Annotated in this window: 17 protein-coding genes; 3 read left to right on the top strand and 14 right to left on the bottom strand. The window is 64.0% G+C overall.

The window, feature by feature from the left end; all coding sequences use genetic code 11:
* Positions 1-4 precede the first annotated feature (4 nt).
* The 6 genes from pheT to thrS form a co-directional block, all read right to left on the bottom strand.
* Complete coding sequence (gene pheT / locus PSEEN_RS09180) at positions 5-2386, bottom strand: phenylalanine--tRNA ligase subunit beta (RefSeq protein WP_011533209.1); 2382 nt, start codon at positions 2384-2386, stop codon at positions 5-7.
* 31 nt (positions 2387-2417) lie between these two features.
* The gene (gene pheS, locus PSEEN_RS09175) at positions 2418-3434 is read right to left on the bottom strand and encodes a phenylalanine--tRNA ligase subunit alpha (RefSeq protein WP_011533208.1); all 1017 of its coding nucleotides are present in this window, start codon (positions 3432-3434) and stop codon (positions 2418-2420) included.
* 111 nt (positions 3435-3545) lie between these two features.
* The gene (gene rplT / locus PSEEN_RS09170; RefSeq protein ID WP_003250671.1) at positions 3546-3902 is read right to left on the bottom strand and encodes a 50S ribosomal protein L20; all 357 of its coding nucleotides are present in this window, start codon (positions 3900-3902) and stop codon (positions 3546-3548) included.
* Positions 3903-3930: 28 nt separating this feature from the next.
* Positions 3931-4125, bottom strand: a complete 195-nt coding sequence (rpmI, locus tag PSEEN_RS09165) for a 50S ribosomal protein L35 (protein WP_003250667.1) — start codon at positions 4123-4125, stop codon at positions 3931-3933.
* 61 nt (positions 4126-4186) lie between these two features.
* Positions 4187-4738 carry a translation initiation factor IF-3 gene (gene infC, locus PSEEN_RS09160; protein ID WP_011533207.1) on the bottom strand — a complete coding sequence of 184 codons (552 nt, stop codon included), beginning with the start codon at positions 4736-4738 and terminating at the stop codon, positions 4187-4189.
* A complete protein-coding gene (gene thrS / locus PSEEN_RS09155) occupies positions 4738-6660 on the bottom strand; it encodes a threonine--tRNA ligase (protein ID WP_011533206.1) in 1923 nt (640 codons plus the stop codon). Before thrS ends, infC begins: the two co-directional genes overlap by 1 nt.
* Before the next feature lie 333 nt (positions 6661-6993).
* Between thrS and PSEEN_RS09150 the strand changes: the two genes are divergently transcribed.
* Together PSEEN_RS09150 and PSEEN_RS09145 are read left to right on the top strand one after the other, a co-directional pair.
* Complete coding sequence (locus PSEEN_RS09150) at positions 6994-7296, top strand: hypothetical protein (protein WP_011533205.1); 303 nt, start codon at positions 6994-6996, stop codon at positions 7294-7296.
* A gap of 161 nt (positions 7297-7457) precedes the next feature.
* The gene (locus tag PSEEN_RS09145) at positions 7458-7670 is read left to right on the top strand and encodes a cold-shock protein (RefSeq protein WP_011533204.1); all 213 of its coding nucleotides are present in this window, start codon (positions 7458-7460) and stop codon (positions 7668-7670) included.
* A 187-nt stretch (positions 7671-7857) separates the two neighbouring features.
* Here PSEEN_RS09145 and PSEEN_RS09140 read toward each other — a convergent pair whose 3' ends face one another.
* The gene (locus PSEEN_RS09140; RefSeq protein ID WP_011533203.1) at positions 7858-8178 is read right to left on the bottom strand and encodes an I78 family peptidase inhibitor; all 321 of its coding nucleotides are present in this window, start codon (positions 8176-8178) and stop codon (positions 7858-7860) included.
* A 288-nt stretch (positions 8179-8466) separates the two neighbouring features.
* On the opposite strand from PSEEN_RS09140, the gene PSEEN_RS09135 reads away from it, so the two are divergent.
* Complete coding sequence (locus PSEEN_RS09135; protein ID WP_011533202.1) at positions 8467-8679, top strand: hypothetical protein; 213 nt, start codon at positions 8467-8469, stop codon at positions 8677-8679.
* Here PSEEN_RS09135 and PSEEN_RS09130 read toward each other — a convergent pair.
* The 7 genes from PSEEN_RS09130 to PSEEN_RS09100 form a co-directional block, all read right to left on the bottom strand.
* Positions 8651-9661 (bottom strand): nucleoside hydrolase, encoded by a 1011-nt coding sequence (locus PSEEN_RS09130; protein ID WP_011533201.1) that lies wholly within the window; start codon positions 9659-9661, stop codon positions 8651-8653. The genes PSEEN_RS09135 and PSEEN_RS09130 overlap by 29 nt on opposite strands.
* A gap of 145 nt (positions 9662-9806) precedes the next feature.
* The gene (rbsD, locus tag PSEEN_RS09125) at positions 9807-10211 is read right to left on the bottom strand and encodes a D-ribose pyranase (protein ID WP_011533200.1); all 405 of its coding nucleotides are present in this window, start codon (positions 10209-10211) and stop codon (positions 9807-9809) included.
* Positions 10208-11116, bottom strand: coding sequence for a ribokinase (rbsK, locus tag PSEEN_RS09120; protein ID WP_011533199.1), 909 nt, complete (start codon positions 11114-11116; stop codon positions 10208-10210). Before rbsK ends, rbsD begins: the two co-directional genes overlap by 4 nt.
* Before the next feature lie 9 nt (positions 11117-11125).
* A complete protein-coding gene (locus tag PSEEN_RS09115) occupies positions 11126-12148 on the bottom strand; it encodes a LacI family DNA-binding transcriptional regulator (RefSeq protein WP_011533198.1) in 1023 nt (340 codons plus the stop codon).
* Between the two features lie 4 nt (positions 12149-12152).
* Positions 12153-13145, bottom strand: coding sequence for an ABC transporter permease (locus PSEEN_RS09110; RefSeq protein ID WP_011533197.1), 993 nt, complete (start codon positions 13143-13145; stop codon positions 12153-12155).
* The gene (locus PSEEN_RS09105; RefSeq protein WP_011533196.1) at positions 13142-14695 is read right to left on the bottom strand and encodes a sugar ABC transporter ATP-binding protein; all 1554 of its coding nucleotides are present in this window, start codon (positions 14693-14695) and stop codon (positions 13142-13144) included. The genes PSEEN_RS09110 and PSEEN_RS09105 overlap by 4 nt, the downstream gene beginning before the upstream one ends.
* 117 nt (positions 14696-14812) lie before the next feature.
* On the bottom strand, positions 14813-15760 hold the full coding sequence (locus PSEEN_RS09100) for a sugar ABC transporter substrate-binding protein (RefSeq protein ID WP_011533195.1): 948 nt from the start codon (positions 15758-15760) through the stop codon (positions 14813-14815).
* Positions 15761-15921 lie beyond the last annotated feature (161 nt).

Below are 15921 nucleotides of genomic sequence, written 5' to 3'. Positions count from 1 at the left end.
GCCGTTATTTCCTTAACGTGGTGTTCAACCTTTGTTCAAGCGAGGTGAGGATGGTTTGCAGGGTTTCATTCACCTCATCGTCGTTAAGAGTGCGCGATGGATGTTGCCAGGTCAAGCCGACGGCCAGGCTTTTTCTATCAGGATCAATGCCTTTACCCTGGTAGACGTCAAACAGCCTGAGGTCTGTGAGCCATTCGCCTGCATTGTCACGAATTACTTCAAGCACCGAGCTAGAAGCTACATCACGACCTGCGATCAAGGCCAGGTCACGGCGGGTTTCCGGGAACTTGGACAGCTCGCTGAACTTCGGCAGGCGGCCTTCGACTACATCACCGAGCACCAGCTCGAAGACGAACACCGGGCGGTCGAGGCCGAGGGTCTTGGCCAGCTCCGGGTGGATGGCGCCGAGGTAGCCGACTTCCTTGCCGTCGCGCTCGATGCGGGCGGTCTGGCCGGGGTGCAGGGCCGGGTGCTTACCGGCGACGAAGGTGAAGTCGCTCAGGGCGCCCGAGTAGCCCAGCAGGGCTTCCACGTCGGCTTTGACGTCGAAGAAGTCGATGCCGTCGCGGCCGTTGGCCCAGCCTTCTGGCAGGCGGCTGCCGGTGACGACGCCGGCGATCATCGGCTGCTGCTTGAGATCACCCAGCTGGCCGACGAAGCGCAGGCCGCTTTCGAACAGGCGCACGCGGTCTTGCTGGCGGTTGAGGTTGTGCTGCATCGCCTTGACCAGGCCCGGCCACAGCGAGGCGCGCATGGCGGCCATGTCGCTGGAGATGGGGTTGGCCAGCAGCAGCGGCTCGACGCCTGGGGTGAACAGCTCGAACAGTTTCGGGTCGATGAAGCTGTAGGTAATGGCTTCCTGGTAGCCGCGGGCGACCAGCAGGCGGCGCAGGTTCGGCAGCTCGCCACGGGTTTCCGGGCGGGCTTGCGGGGCCAGGCGGGCCTGCGGGTAGCGCACCGGCAGGTTGTTGTAGCCGTACAGGCGGGCCAGCTCTTCGATCAGGTCGACTTCCAGGCTGACGTCGAAGCGGTGGCTTGGGACGGTGACCGTCCACTCCCCTGCCCCGCTTGCGCTGGTTTTCAGCTCCAGGGCGTTGAGCAGCTGCTCGACCTGGGCGGCGTCCATCTCCATGCCGAGCATCTGGGTGATACGTTCGGCGCGCAGGGTGATCGGCGCGATGTTCGGCAGGTGCTGCTCGCTCACGGTCTCGACTACGGGGCCTGCTTCGCCGCCGACGATCTCGAGGATCAGGGCGGTGGCGCGCTCCATGGCTTCACGGGCCAGTTGCGAGTCCACGCCGCGCTCGTAGCGGTGCGAGGCGTCGGTGTGCAGGCCGTAGGAACGGGCCTTGCCGGCGACGGAGATCGGCTCGAAGAAGGCGCTCTCGAGGAACAGGTCGCGGGTCTTCTCGGTGTTGACGCCGCTGTGCTCGCCACCCATCACGCCGGCAATGGCCAGGGCGCGGGTGTGGTCGGCGATCACCAGGGTGTCGGCGCGCAGGGCGACTTCCTGGCCATCCAGCAGGACCAGCTTCTCGCCCTCCTCGGCCATGCGTACGCGGATGCCGCCGTTGATTTCGGCGAGGTCGAAGGCGTGCATCGGCTGGCCGAGTTCGAGCATCACGTAGTTGGTGATGTCGACGGCGGCGTCGATGCTGCGCACGTCGCTGCGGCGCAGGCGCTCGACCATCCACAGCGGGGTCGGCTTGCTCAGGTCGACGTTGCGGATCACGCGGCCCAGGTAGCGCGGGCAGGCGGCCGGGGCGCTGACTTCGACCGGGCGCACTTCGTCGTGGGCAGCCGGTACGGCCGGCACCACCGGGCGGGTGACCGGCACGTCGTACAGGGCGCTGACGTCACGGGCCAGGCCGGCCAGGGACAGGCAGTCGCCGCGGTTCGGGGTCAGGCCGATCTCGATGCTGGCGTCGTCGAGGTTCAGGTACTTGCGAATGTCTTCGCCAACCGGGGCGTCAGCCGCCAGTTCCAGCAGGCCGTCGTTCTCTTCGCTGATCTGCAGCTCGGAAGCCGAGCAGAGCATGCCGAACGACTCGACGCCGCGCAGCTTGGCCTTCTTGATCTTGAAGTCGCCCGGCAGTTCGGCGCCGATCATGGCGAACGGGATCTTGATGCCTGGGCGGGCATTCGGGGCGCCGCAGACCACCTGGAAGGTTTCCGCGCCGTTGCTCACCTGGCACACGCGCAGCTTGTCGGCGTCCGGGTGTTGTTCGGTGGTGAGGATCTCGCCCACCACGATGCCGCTGAACTGGCCGGCAGCGGGGGTCACGCTGTCGACTTCGAGGCCGGCCATGGACAGGCGGGCAACCAGTTCGTCACGGGAGACTTGCGGGTTTACCCAACCGCGCAGCCACTGTTCACTGAATTTCATGCTGTTCTCCTGAAAGTTGCGTCGATTGGGCCTAGCGGAATTGAGCCAAGAACCGCAGGTCGTTGTCGAAGAACAGACGCAAATCGTTGACGCCATAACGCAGCATGGCCAGGCGCTCGGCGCCCATGCCGAAGGCGAAGCCCTGGAACTCTTCTGGGTCGATGCCGGACATGCGCAGCACGTTCGGGTGGACCATGCCGCAACCCATCACTTCCAGCCAGCCGGTCTGCTTGCACACGCGGCAGCCTTTGCCAGAGCACATCACGCACTGGATGTCGACTTCGGCGGAAGGCTCGGTGAAGGGGAAGAACGACGGGCGGAAGCGCACGGCCAGTTCTTTCTCGAAGAACACCCGCAGGAACTCTTCGATGGTGCCCTTGAGGTCGGCGAAGTTGATGCCACGGTCGATCAGCAAGCCTTCGACCTGGTGGAACATCGGCGAGTGGGTGATATCCGAGTCGCAACGGTACACACGGCCTGGGCAGACGATGCGGATCGGCGGTTGCGAGGATTCCATGGTGCGGACCTGTACCGGCGAGGTATGGGTGCGCAGCAGCATGTTGGCGTTGAAATAGAAGGTGTCGTGCATCGCCCGGGCCGGGTGGTGGCCGGGGATGTTGAGCGCTTCGAAGTTGTGGTAGTCGTCTTCGACCTCGGGGCCTTCGGCGATGCCGTAGCCGATGTGGGTGAAGAACTGCTCGATGCGCTCGAGAGTACGGGTGATCGGGTGCAGCCCGCCGGTGGTCTGGCCACGGCCTGGGAGCGTCACGTCGATGCATTCGGCGGCCAGGCGAGCGTTGAGCTCAGCCTCTTCAAAACCGGCCTTGCGTGCGTTGAGCACGTCGGTGACGCGTTCCTTGGCGTCGTTGATCAGCGCGCCAACCTTGGGGCGCTCTTCGGCTGGCAGGTTGCCCAGGGTCTTCATCACCTGGGTCAGCTCGCCTTTCTTGCCGAGGAATTGAACCCGGATCTGTTCCAGGGTAGTGATGTCTTCAGCGCGTTGCACGGCCTCGAGGGCTTGGGCGACCAGCGCGTCCAGGTTTTCCATGTACAGACTCCAGATACGAAAATAGGGGAAGAGCTTTTGAAGGCTCTTCCCCTATCCGATGACGTTTTACACCCGACGGCGCAGGCGCCGCCGGATGATTGTCGTGGGTACTTAAGCCAGTACGGCTTTAGCCTTCTCGACAATCGCAGCAAACGCCGCTTTTTCGTTCACTGCCAGATCGGCCAGAACCTTACGGTCGATTTCGATCGACGCCTTTTTCAGGCCAGCAATCAGACGGCTGTACGACAGACCGTTGGTGCGGGCACCGGCGTTGATACGAGCGATCCACAGTGCGCGGAACTGACGCTTCTTCTGACGACGGTCGCGGTAGGCGTATTGGCCTGCCTTGATAACCGCTTGCTTGGCTACACGGAATACGCGCGAACGTGCACCGTAGTAACCTTTAGCCAGTTTCAGAATTTTCTTGTGACGCTTACGAGCGATGACGCCACGCTTTACACGAGCCATGAGTAACTTCCTCTATCTTTGACCGAAATTAACGTACGCGCAGCATGCGCTCGACTTTTGCAACGTCAGACGGGTGCAGCAGGCTGGCACCGCGCAGTTGACGCTTACGCTTGGTCGACATTTTGGTCAGGATGTGGCTTTTGAAAGCGTGCTTGTGCTTGAAGCCGGAAGCAGTTTTCAGGAAACGCTTCGCAGCACCGCTCTTGGTTTTCATCTTTGGCATGTTGGAACTCCGCATTCGATAAAATTACACAATAATCATCAGGCCTGCCGTGCCCGGGAGATTACTTCTTCTTTTTGGGGGCGATGACCATCATAAGCTGGCGTCCTTCCATCTTCGGATGCTGCTCAACGGTGCCGTATTCGGCGAGGTCGGTTTCGACCCGCTTCAACAGCTCCATGCCCAGCTCCTGGTGGGCCATCTCACGGCCGCGGAATCTCAGAGAGATCTTGGCCTTGTCCCCATCACTAAGGAAACGTACCAGGTTGCGTAGTTTTACCTGGTAATCCCCTTCTTCCGTCCCTGGACGAAACTTGATTTCTTTGATCTGGATCTGCTTCTGGTTCTTCTTGGCTTCGTTGGCCTGCTTCTTCTTCTCGAAGAGGTGCTTGCCGTAGTCCATCACCTTGCAGACGGGCGGTTGCGCGTCTGCAGAGATTTCCACCAGATCCAGCTTCGCTTCATCAGCGATACGCAGCGCTTCATCAATCGAGACGATGCCAATCTGCTCGCCGTCAGCACCAATTAACCGAACCTCGCGTGCCGAGATATTCTCGTTGATCGGGGCTTTCGGTGCAGTTCGTTTATCGTTTCTCATTTCACGCTTAATAGTCATTACTCCGATTCTTGGCGACCACGCCGGGAAACCGCTTGCGACAGCAGCTCAGCGAACTGCGCGACGGGCATCGAGCCCAGGTCTGCGCCTTCGCGGGTGCGCACAGCGACGGTTTGCGTTTCGACTTCGCGATCCCCTATAACCAAAAGGTAAGGGACCCGCAGCAACGTATGCTCGCGGATTTTAAAGCCGATCTTCTCATTTCTCAAGTCCGACTTGGCACGGAATCCGCTACCGTTCAGGGCTTTTTCCACCTCGAGGGCGAAATCGGCCTGCTTGTCGGTGATGTTCATGATCACGGCTTGGGTCGGGGCGAGCCAGGCCGGGAACACGCCGGCGTAGTGCTCGATGAGCATGCCGATGAAGCGTTCGAACGAGCCGAGAATGGCGCGGTGCAGCATCACCGGGCGCACGCGGCTGTTGTCTTCGGCGATGTAGCTGGCGTCCAGGCGCTCCGGCAGGTTCGGGTCGTACTGCAGGGTGCCGCACTGCCAGTTACGGCCGAGGCAGTCGCGCAGGGTGAACTCGATCTTCGGACCGTAGAACGCGCCCTCGCCCGGCTGGTATTCCCACTCCAGGCCCGACTCGTTCAGGGCGTCGGCCAGCGCGCCTTCGGCGCGGTCCCACAGCTCTTCGGAACCCACGCGCTTGGCGGGGCGGGTCGAGAGCTTCATGGCGACGTCGGTGAAGCCGAAGTCCTTGTACACGTCCAGGGTCAGCTTGATGAAGTCGGCGGCTTCTTTCTTCACCTGGTCTTCGGTGCAGAAGATGTGCGCGTCGTCCTGCACGAAGCCACGCACGCGCATGATGCCGTGCAGGGCGCCGGACGGCTCGTTACGGTGGCAGGCACCGAACTCGGCCAGGCGCAGCGGCAGGTCGCGGTACGACTTCAGGCCCTGGTTGAACACCTGCACGTGGCACGGGCAGTTCATCGGTTTTACCGCGTAGTCGCGGTTTTCCGACGAAGTGGTGAACATGTTCTCGGCGTAGTTGGACCAGTGGCCGGAACGCTCCCAGAGGATGCGGTCGACGACCTGTGGGGTCTTGATCTCTTGATAGCCGTTTTCACGCTGAACCTGGCGCATGTACTGCTCAAGAACCTGGTACACGGTCCAGCCGTTGGCGTGCCAGAACACCATGCCCGGCGCTTCTTCCTGCAGGTGGAACAGGTCGAGTTGCTTGCCGATCTTGCGGTGGTCGCGTTTTTCGGCTTCTTCGATGCGCTGGATGTAGGCGGCCAGCTGCTTCTTGTCGGCCCAGGCGGTGCCGTACACGCGTTGCAGCTGCTCGTTCTTGGCATCGCCGCGCCAGTAGGCGCCGCTCAGCTTGGTCAGCTTGAACGCTTTGAGGAAGCGGGTGTTCGGCACGTGCGGGCCACGGCACATGTCGACGTATTCTTCGTGGTAGTACAAGCCCATGGCCTGTTCATCCGGCATGTCCTCGACCAGGCGCAGCTTGTAGTCTTCGCCACGGCTGGTGAACACGTCGATGACTTCGGCGCGCGGGGTCATCTTCTTGACCACGTCGTAGTCCGTGTCGATCAGCTGCTGCATGCGCTTTTCGATGGCGGCGAGGTCGTCCGGGGTGAAGGGACGCTCGTAGGCGATGTCGTAGTAGAAGCCTTCGTCGATCACCGGGCCGATCACCATCTTGGCGGTCGGGTACAGCTGCTTCACCGCGTGGCCGATCAGGTGGGCGCACGAGTGACGGATGATCTCCAGTCCCTCTTCATCTTTAGGGGTGATGATCTGCAGGGTGGCGTCGTGGTCGATCTTGTCGCAGGCATCGACAAGCTTGCCGTCGACCTTGCCGGCCAGGGTGGCCTTGGCCAGGCCAGCACCAATGGATGCGGCGACTTCGGCTACGGATACCGGCTGGTCGAACGTGCGTTGACTGCCATCGGGAAGAGTAATAACGGGCATGGCGCCTCCTCTCCTAGTGGTGACCCCTACCAAAGGTCACGTGGGTTGGGATGAGCCAGTACAAGATCCGCCCTGCCTTTCCCGGGGGAAAGCCTGCCTCACAGTGGCAGAGACCTTTCGGCCTGCCAGGGACGAACCAGAGTGACTGGAAGGTAAAAGATGCAGGCCGCAAGTGGCGAGCCGCAAGCCGAGCATGCTAGCACGCGGGTTGCACCGGGAAGCAGAAATATTTGGAAATTACGACCTTGGGGTGAACTTGTACGGAAAATTTTCTATCAGACTTTCTGAAGCAACCTACTCTTGATGAGACCTTAACCTAAGGAGTGTCTGGTTATGCGACTTCAGTCCCTTCTGGCCGCCTGCGCCGCAACTGCCCTGCTGCTGCCTCTGGCCGCCCATGCGGGTAATTTCCCTGCAGGCAAGGAAGCGGCCTACATGACCCAATGCCAGCAAGTGGCCACGGGCCAGGGCCTGGACGCGGCGAAGGCGAAGAAGCACTGCGAGTGCGGCGCCCAAACCATCAAAAAGAATTTCAACGACAAGGAGATCGAGGACCTCGACAGCCAGGACGGCGTGGATGCAAAGCTGATGCAGAAAGCCCAGATGGCCGTGCAGGCCGCCTGCAAGCCGAAATAGAGGGGCCGCGGGACGATTCGGCGCATCTTTTGCGCCAGATCAACATCCTGCGAAGGTAAAAGGCGCTAGATGCGCAGAAATGGACTATGATGTCGCCGGTGCACCTGTAGCCTCGGCAACATCGCACTTCGATAAAAATCATGTTTCTGGAGATTCACCTCATGTCCAATCGCCAAAACGGCACCGTCAAATGGTTCAATGATGAAAAAGGCTACGGCTTCATCACCCCAGCAGGCGGCGGCGACGACCTGTTCGTACACTTCAAGGCCATCGAATCCGACGGCTTCAAGAGCCTGAAAGAAGGCCAGGCTGTAACCTTCGTTGCCGAGAAAGGCCAGAAGGGCATGCAGGCTGCACAGGTTCGTCCGGAGTAATTCGGATCGCAACAAAAAAACCCGCCACTTGTGGCGGGTTTTTTTATGGGCGCGTTTCGGGCTTTGCAACACCGCCCCCTGTAGGAGCGGCTTCAGCCGCGATGCAGGCGACGCGGTGCAAATGGCACCAGCTCCGCTGGTGATCGCGGCTGAAGCCGCTCCTACAGGGCGTGCAGCATGCCTCGCGTCAGCCGCAGTTGACGCGGGTTACCACGCCCTTTTCGTCGACATTCAGGTTCAGCCGCTCGGAGCGGTATTCCAGGGTGATCACGTCATGCGGGGTGAGGACGCGCGCCATCTGCGAACCACTGGCCTTGCGCGCCTGGTCCAGCAGTTCCGGCGAGGCTTGCTTGCCGATAGCGAAGTCGGCGCCACTGGCCTCGCAGCGGCCGTCGTTGCCGGCCGGGGCGCTCGGGGCGCTGCTGCCGCCCGAGGAGCCGCCAGTGCTGCAACCTGCCAGGACGGTGGCCAGCAGCAGGGTCGCCAGGGAAGCGCGGGTACGGAACATGAATCCTCCTAGATCGATCTGGGTACTGCCTTATCCGACAGTACCGCGGAATGTTTGTTGCAAAACTGCACGATTCTGCCCGAACTCGCCACTTGACGCGAAGAGCAATCGTGACTGGATTTTGCACCAAACCGCAGGTTCGGCCAGATGCGCCGCTTATACCTAAGTCGCAGGCCGCTTGACGCAAAGGCATGATTAACTGCAAGAAGCGGAGCGCGACACGCCTCCCCTTCGAACGCCAGGACGCGGTATTCGACCTAACAGCCAGGCCACGACGAGAACCGCCCCATGAGCAGCCACAGCATCGATGCCGACATCAAGGTCAAGTGGGATGAAGGCCAGAGCGCCTACAGCCCGGGCACGCCCGAAGAGCTGGTCCTGATCGCCATCGACCTGCTGGTCCGCGACCTGGGCGGCGAGGCGGCGCGCAGCTTCATCGAGCAGGTGCTCGAACACCACGCGCCGCAAGGGGCTATTTCAATCGAGCCAGCCGCGCGCTGAGCAGGTCGAAGAAGCCCTGCGCATCGCCCTCCTTCACCCACATCACATTGGCCGGCTGCTTGAGCACGCCGTACCAGTCGGCGACGGTCTGGCCGAAGGTCGGGCCTTCACGGCTGTCGACCACCAGGTGCACCTGGCGGCCCGTGAACAGCTCGGGCTTGAGCAGGTAGGCGATAACGCTGGCGTCGTGCACCGGGCCACCTGGGATGCCGTAGGTGTCCATGTCGTACTTGATGTAGGCGTTGAGAATGTCCACCACCAGCTTGCTGGCATGGTTGTTCACTGCAGCCAGTTGCTTGAGGCGCGCCTCGCTGGTGAGCACCTTGTGGGTGACATCCAGCGGCAGGTAGGTCAGCTTGACGCCGCTGGCCAGCACCACTTCAGCGGCATGGGGGTCGGCGAACAGGTTGAACTCGGCGGCCGGAGTGATATTGCCGCCGTTGAAGTGGGCGCCGCCCATCACCACCACTTCCTTGATGCCGTTGACGATCTCGGGCTTCTGGATCAGGGCCAGGGCCAGGTTGGTCTGCGGGCCGAGCATGGCGATGGTGATGCTTTTGGGCTCGGCGGCGCCCAGGGTGTCGATCAGGTACTGCACGGCGTTGCCCTTGGCCAGGGGCTTCTTCGGCTCGTGGACCTGGACGCCGGTGAGGCCTTCCTCGCCGTGAACGTTGGCGGCGTAGATGGGCGTGCGCACCAGGGGGCGCCCTGCCCCGGCGTATACCGGGATCTCTTCGCGGCCACCCCATTCACGGGCCAGACGGGCGTTGCGCGAGGTTTTCTCCAGGCGCACGTTACCGGCGACGGTGGTGATGGCGCGGATCTTCAGCTCTTCGGGCGAGGCCATGGCCAGCAGCAGCGCCACCACGTCGTCGGCGCCGGGGTCGGTGTCGATGATCAGGTCGCGGGGGGCGGCCTGCAGGGCGGTGGCGGCTAGCGCGGACATGAGGACGGCTCCTTGGAGCAGGCGTTTGAGGGACATTCAGCACTCCTTGTTGCTAGGGTTTCAGGCAAACGGGGCACCTGTAGGAGCCAGCCTTGCTGGCGATGCAAGGCGCAGCCTTGCCCGGCGCCCTCAAGGGCCTCTTCGCCAGCAAGGCTGGCTCCTACGGTGACCGCGTACCCGTTCAGAAGGTGACGCCGGCCACCAGTGCGATATTGCTGTAGGGCCGGCACTCACCGGTACGAATCACGGCTCGGGCCTGACGGGTCAGCGCCTTGAAGTCGGCATGGTTCATCACTTCCCGCTGGCCGATCTCGCCACGGGCATGCATCTGCTCAACCTCGATCAGGCCCAGCGGCGCGGCCTGGAACATTTCCTCGGCCAGCACATGCCGCTCCACCTGCATCTCGCTCAACACCACGCGCAGCACGCTGGTGAAGTCCGGGATGCCAGGGGTCAGCGCCAGGTCGATGAGCTCGACGCCGGGCGGCACCGGCAAGCCGGCATCGCCAATCACCAGGATGTCGCCATGCCCCAGGCCGGCGATGGTCCGCGACAGGGCGATATTCAACAGCGGCGTCTTTTTCATGGCGCCAACTCCTTCAGGTAAGGGATCGACGGCTGCGCGCCGGCACGGGTCACCGACAATGCGGCGGCGCGCTGGCCAAAGACGATTGCCTCTTCCTCCGACAAGCCGCGCGCCAGGCCTGCGGCGAAGCCACCGACGAAAGTGTCGCCCGCCGCCGTGGTATCCACCGGCTGCACGCGGGGAGCCGGGAAGTGCCGACTGCCAACGGTATCGACCAGCAGCGCGCCGTCGGCACCCAGGGTGACGATCACCTTGCCGGCACCCAGCTGGCGCAGGCGCTCGGCGGCGCGGCGGGCGCTGCCCTGGTCGCTGACCGGCACGCCGGCCAGGGCCTCGGCCTCGCTCTCGTTGGGGATCAGGTAGTCGATATGGGCGAACCACTCCGACGGCAGCGGGCCACTGGCCGGCGCCGGGTTGAGGATCACCGTCTTGCCCAGCTCACGGCCACGGGCCAGGGTCCAGGCCACGGTGGCACTGGGCACTTCCAGCTGGCAGATGATCACTTCGGCCTTTTGCAGCAGGTTGTCGAAGCGGCGCACCGACTCCGGACCGAGCAGGCCGTTACCACCGGGGATGATGACGATGGCGTTCTGGCTGGCGGCGTCCACCACGATCAGCGCCACGCCGCTGGACACGCCCTCGCACACACTCACACCCTGGCAATCGACGCCCTCGGTCTGCAAGGCCTGGCGCAGCTGCTGGCCGTAGGCGTCGTCACCGACATTGCCGACCATCGCCACGCTGGCGCCCAGCCGGGCGACGGCCACGGCCTGGTTGGCGCCCTTGCCGCCGGGGGCGGTGAAGAAACTTTCGCCGGCCAGGGTCTCGCCCCCCCGGGGCAGGCGCTGGGCGCGGGCCACCAGGTCCATGTTGAGGCTGCCGACCACTACCACCTTGGCATCCATGGGTATTCCTTAACGGTAATCGTTGAACAGGTCCGGGCGCGGCCCGGTGGATTCGCGCAGGACGATGCGCGGGGCGACGATGCGCTGTTCCGCGCCCTCGTGCTGGCGCGCGCCGATGCGCGACAGCAACAGGCCCGCGGCGCTTTCGCCCAGCTCGCGGATCGACTGGCCGACCGTGGTCAGCGCCGGGTACACGTAGCGGCTGAGCTCGATGTCGTCGAAGCCGATCACCGACAGTTCGCCCGGCACGTCGATGTTGCGCTCGGCGGCTGCGCGCAGCACGCCGAAGCCGATCATGTCGTTGGCGGCAAAGATCGCCGTGGGCCGCTCGCCATCGAGCAACCGCGCCGCCGCGGCATGGCCGCCGGGGCTGGTGAAGTCGCTGTGCAGCACATGCCCCTTGGCCACCGCCACCCCGGCCTCGGCCATGGCGCGACGGAAACCGGCCAGGCGCAGCTGGCTCACGCCGGTGTCGGCGGGGCCGGCGATGGTGGCGATCTCGCGGTGGCCTAGCTCCAGCAGGTGGCGGGTGGCCAGGTAGGCGCCGTGCTCGTGGTCGATGCGCACCAGGTCGGCGGCGACACCATCCAGGGCGCGGTCGACGATGACCATGGGCGTGCGCACGCCGCCGAGGCTGTCGAGCAGGTCCTGATCCTCACCCACCGAGGCGACGATCAACCCGTCGATGCGTTTTTCCAGCAGCACGCGCAGGTAGCTGCGCTGCTTTTGCGGGTTGTCATCGGAGTTGCACAGGATCACGCAGTAGCCGTTGCGCTCGCAGGCGTCCTCGATACCCCGGGCCAGTTCGGCGAAGTACGGGTTGACGCTGTTGGGCACCAGCAGGCCGATGGTGGCGGTGCTGCGGGCCTTGAGCGAGCGGGCCACGGCGCTGGGCACGTAGTCGAGCTCGGCGATCGCCGCCTCGACCTTGAGCCGCACGTGCTCGCTGACCGGGCGGGTCTTGTTCAGTACATGGGACACGGTGGTGTAGGAGATACCCGCCAGTGCCGCGACGTCTTTGATGGTTGCCATGGTTTCAGTTCCGCCGGTTCGCGCGCCGGCTACGGTAAGTGTCGAGCACCACGGCGATGACGATGACCGCCCCGGTGATGATGCGTTTGGTGGGCTCCGAAGCGCCGATCTGGGCCAGGCCTGCGGCCAGCACCGAGATGATCAGCACACCGAAGAAGGTGCTGATGACCGAGCCGCGCCCGCCCATCAGGCTGGTGCCACCGATCACCACGGCGGCGATCACCTGCAGCTCGAGGCCGGCGCCGGCATTCGGGTCGGCGGCCTCCAGGCGCGAAATCTGGAACAGCGCGGCAAGGCCGGCGAGCACGCCCATCAGGGTGAACACCAGGATCTTGTAGGGGCGCGGGTCGATACCGGCCAGGCGCACGGCCTCTTCGTTGGTGCCGATGCCGATCAGGTAGCGGCCGAACACGGTGCGGGTCAGCACCAGCTGGGCCAGCACGATCACCAGCAAGGCGATGATGAAGGCCGGCGAGATACCAAAGGCGATGGGGTTGGAGAACCAGGCGAAGGCATCGCCGATGTAGGCGGTGCGCGAATCTGTGAACTGGTAGGCAAGGCCTCGGGCCATCTCCAGCACGCCCAGCGAGACGATGAACGACGGGATACGCCAGGCCACGGTGATGCTGCCGGTGATACTGCCGGCCAGTGCCGCCACAGCCATACCGAGCAAGGCGGCGGGCAGCACGCTCCAACCCCAGCCGAGGATGGCCACGCTGACGGTCGAGGCGGCCAGGGCCAGCACCGAGCCCACCGACAGGTCGATGCCGCCGATGATCAGCACGAAGGTCATACCCACCGCCAGCACCATCAGGTCGGGGATCTGGTTGGCCAGGGTGCTGAAAGTGGCATAGGAGAGGAAGTGGCTGCTCAGCATCGAGAACAGCACGATCATCGCCAGCAAGGCGCCGGCCAGGCCCAGGTAGGTACCCAGGCCGTAGTAGTTGCCGCTGCGGCGGGCGGGCGCTGCGCCCGGGGTGTCGAGTGTGGTTTTCATGCGTCCATCCTGGGGGCTGCGTCGTGCAGCAGGGCATCACGTTTCTGGTAGCCGGCGAAGGCGGCGGCGAGGAGCTGGTCCTGGCTCCAGTGGTCGCGGTCGAAGGTGTCGATCAGGCGCCCGGCCGAGAGCACGGCGATGCGGTCGCAGATCAGCATCAGTTCGCGCAGGTCGCTGGACACCACGACAATGGCCTTGCCCTGACGGGCGAGCTCGGCGAGCAGGCCATAGATGTCGAACTTAGCGCCGACGTCAATGCCGCGGGTGGGCTCGTCGAACAGCAGCACCTGGCAGTCGCGCTCCAGCCAGCGGCCAATCACCACCTTTTGCTGGTTGCCGCCGGACAACTCGCCCACCGCCTGCGCCGGGCTGGCGCTGCGGATGCGCATGGCGCCGATCTGGCGCTCGGCCAGCTCGCGCTCGGCGTCGCGGTCGAGCACCCCGGCGCGGGACACGGCGCCGAGGTTGCCCAAGGCGATGTTGGCGCTGATCGACTGGGTCAGCAGCAGGCCTTCGCCCTTGCGGTCCTCGGTGATCAGGGCGATACCGGCCTTGACTGCGGCCTTGGGTGAGTCGATGGTCACGGGCACCGGCGGTTGGCCGAGGGCGACCTGGCCACTGTCGGCGCGGTCTGCGCCGTAGATCAGGCGCAGCAGCTCGGTGCGCCCGGCACCGATCAGGCCGGAGATACCGAAGATCTCCCCTGCCCTGACTTCGAACGACACCTCGCGCACCTTGTCGCTACGGCTGAGCTTGTCGACCGTTAGCAGCGGCGCGCCGATGGTGCGCTGGCCCAGGTCGATATGTTCGCCCAGCTCGCGGCCGACCATCAGGTTGACCAGTTGCTCGCTGTTGTAGCGCTGGATCGGCTCGGCGCACACCAGCTTGCCGTCGCGCAGCACGGCGATGCGCTGGGCCACACGCTGCAGCTCCTCGAGGCGGTGGGAGATATAGACGATGGCCACGCCGCGCTGGCGCAGGCGCGCGATCTGGGTGAACAGCAGCTCCACCTCACGGGCGGTGAGCATGGCCGTGGGTTCGTCGAAGATCAGCACATGGCAGTCGCCGATCAGGTTGCGGGCGATCTCGACCATTTGCTGGTGGCCGATGCCCAGCTCACCGACGGGCGTGTCCGGGTCGATGGCGTCCAGGCCGACCTGGGCCATGGCCGCCGTTGCCAGCTGGCGCAGGCGCTTCTGGTTGACCCAGCCGAGGCGGCTGGGCAGGTTGTCGAGGAACAGGTTCTCGGCCACGGTCAGGGTGGGCAGCAAGTTCAGTTCCTGCATCACCATGCGCACACCCAGGCGCTCCGCTTCGGCGCGGCTGCCGGGGCTGTAAGGCTGCCCGCGATAGGTCATCTGCCCGGCGGTGGGGATCTCCAGGCCGCTGATCAGCTTGGACAGGGTCGACTTGCCCGCGCCGTTCTCGCCGGTCAGGGCCAGCACCTCGCCGCCGCGCAGCTCGAGGGTGACGTCGCCAAGCACGGGCTGGGCGTAGGTCTTGCCCAGGCCGCTGACGGCTAGCACGGTTTCATTGGCCGGTACTGACATGGCCACTTCTCCTAGATAGACATGCCACCCCTGCAGGAGCGGCTTCAGCCGCGATCACCCGCGAAGCGGGTGCCTGACACCGCATTGCCTGCATCGCGGCTGAAGCCGCTCCTACAGTCACTGGGTGATCAGCTCGACTGGGGTCTGGATGACGTTGTCGGCATCCACGCCGGGCTTCTCGCCCTTGAGCATCTTCAGCGCCGCCTGGATGCCGAACACCGCCTGCTGGCTGGCCGCCTGGTCGAGGGTGGCGAGTACACGACCGTCCTTGAGCATCGGTTTGATCGCATTGATGTTGTCGTAGCCGACCACCTGCACCTGGCCGGTCTTGCCGGCGGCGCGCACGGCCGAGACGGCGCCCAGGGCCATGCTGTCGTTACCGGCCAGCAGCGCCTTCAGTTCGGGGTATTCGTTGAGCATCGAGGCGGCCACGGCGTTGCCCTTGTCGATCTCCCAGTTGCCGGATTGCACCGAGACGATCTTCATCTGCGCGGCTTCCATGGCGTCCTTGAAGCCGGCGGTGCGCTGCTGGGCGTTGGTGGTGGTCGGTACGCCCTCGATGATGCCGACCTGGTCACCGGCCTTGAGCTTCTGCTGGGCCAGGTAGTCGCCGACCAGGCGCGCGCCCTTGCGGTTGTCCGGCCCCACGAACGGCACGCTGATGCCCTTGCTCTTGAGTACGTCGGGGTCGAGGCGGTTGTCGATGTTGACCACGGTAATGCCGGCGTCCATGGCTTTCTTGATGACGGGCACCAGCGCCTTGGAGTCGGCCGGCGCGATGACCAGGGCCTTGGCACCGGTGGCGATCATCTGCTCGACGATGCGGATCTGGTTACCGGTGTCGGTCTCGTCCTTGATGCCGTTGGCCACCAAGGTGAAGTCGTTCGGGTGGTCTTTCTGGTAGGCCTTGGCGCCGTCCTCCATGGTGCGGAAGAACTCGTTGGCGAGGGATTTCATCACCAGGGCGACCTTGGGGGCGTCCTCGGCGTGGGCGGCGGACATGGAGAAAATCAGCGAAGACAGTACGGCGAGGGCCAACGGACGGCCGGAGAACGGCAGTTTCATGGAATTGACTCCGAATCTTGTGGTTTTTATCGGATCGCAAACGTTTGCGGTGAGCAACTATGGAAACAGGCGCCGCTTTTGTCAAATCCCTGCGCAGGCCGCCCCAGGCTACGCCGGTCGGATTATCCGCAATTTATCCGAAAAACCGAACACCTTTTCCT

Source organism: Pseudomonas entomophila L48, assembly GCF_000026105.1.
Taxonomy (GTDB): domain Bacteria; phylum Pseudomonadota; class Gammaproteobacteria; order Pseudomonadales; family Pseudomonadaceae; genus Aquipseudomonas; species Aquipseudomonas entomophila.
Note: the sequence above shows the minus strand (reverse complement) of the source record. Positions and strands in the feature narration are given on the sequence as shown.

Coding starts and splice junctions, on each gene's coding strand:
- pheS (WP_011533208.1), bottom strand. CDS start 3,434: ATGGAAAACCTGGACGCGCTGGTCGCCCAAGCCCTCGAGGCCGTGCAA.
- PSEEN_RS09145 (WP_011533204.1), top strand. CDS start 7,458: ATGTCCAATCGCCAAAACGGCACCGTCAAATGGTTCAATGATGAAAAA.
- infC (WP_011533207.1), bottom strand. CDS start 4,738: ATGACTATTAAGCGTGAAATGAGAAACGATAAACGAACTGCACCGAAA.
- PSEEN_RS09100 (WP_011533195.1), bottom strand. CDS start 15,760: ATGAAACTGCCGTTCTCCGGCCGTCCGTTGGCCCTCGCCGTACTGTCT.
- rpmI (WP_003250667.1), bottom strand. CDS start 4,125: ATGCCAAAGATGAAAACCAAGAGCGGTGCTGCGAAGCGTTTCCTGAAA.
- PSEEN_RS09110 (WP_011533197.1), bottom strand. CDS start 13,145: ATGAAAACCACACTCGACACCCCGGGCGCAGCGCCCGCCCGCCGCAGC.
- rbsD (WP_011533200.1), bottom strand. CDS start 10,211: ATGAAAAAGACGCCGCTGTTGAATATCGCCCTGTCGCGGACCATCGCC.
- PSEEN_RS09150 (WP_011533205.1), top strand. CDS start 6,994: ATGCGACTTCAGTCCCTTCTGGCCGCCTGCGCCGCAACTGCCCTGCTG.
- rbsK (WP_011533199.1), bottom strand. CDS start 11,116: ATGGATGCCAAGGTGGTAGTGGTCGGCAGCCTCAACATGGACCTGGTG.
- pheT (WP_011533209.1), bottom strand. CDS start 2,386: ATGAAATTCAGTGAACAGTGGCTGCGCGGTTGGGTAAACCCGCAAGTC.
- PSEEN_RS09135 (WP_011533202.1), top strand. CDS start 8,467: ATGAGCAGCCACAGCATCGATGCCGACATCAAGGTCAAGTGGGATGAA.
- PSEEN_RS09140 (WP_011533203.1), bottom strand. CDS start 8,178: ATGTTCCGTACCCGCGCTTCCCTGGCGACCCTGCTGCTGGCCACCGTC.
- PSEEN_RS09105 (WP_011533196.1), bottom strand. CDS start 14,695: ATGTCAGTACCGGCCAATGAAACCGTGCTAGCCGTCAGCGGCCTGGGC.
- thrS (WP_011533206.1), bottom strand. CDS start 6,660: ATGCCCGTTATTACTCTTCCCGATGGCAGTCAACGCACGTTCGACCAG.
- PSEEN_RS09115 (WP_011533198.1), bottom strand. CDS start 12,148: ATGGCAACCATCAAAGACGTCGCGGCACTGGCGGGTATCTCCTACACC.
- rplT (WP_003250671.1), bottom strand. CDS start 3,902: ATGGCTCGTGTAAAGCGTGGCGTCATCGCTCGTAAGCGTCACAAGAAA.
- PSEEN_RS09130 (WP_011533201.1), bottom strand. CDS start 9,661: ATGTCCCTCAAACGCCTGCTCCAAGGAGCCGTCCTCATGTCCGCGCTA.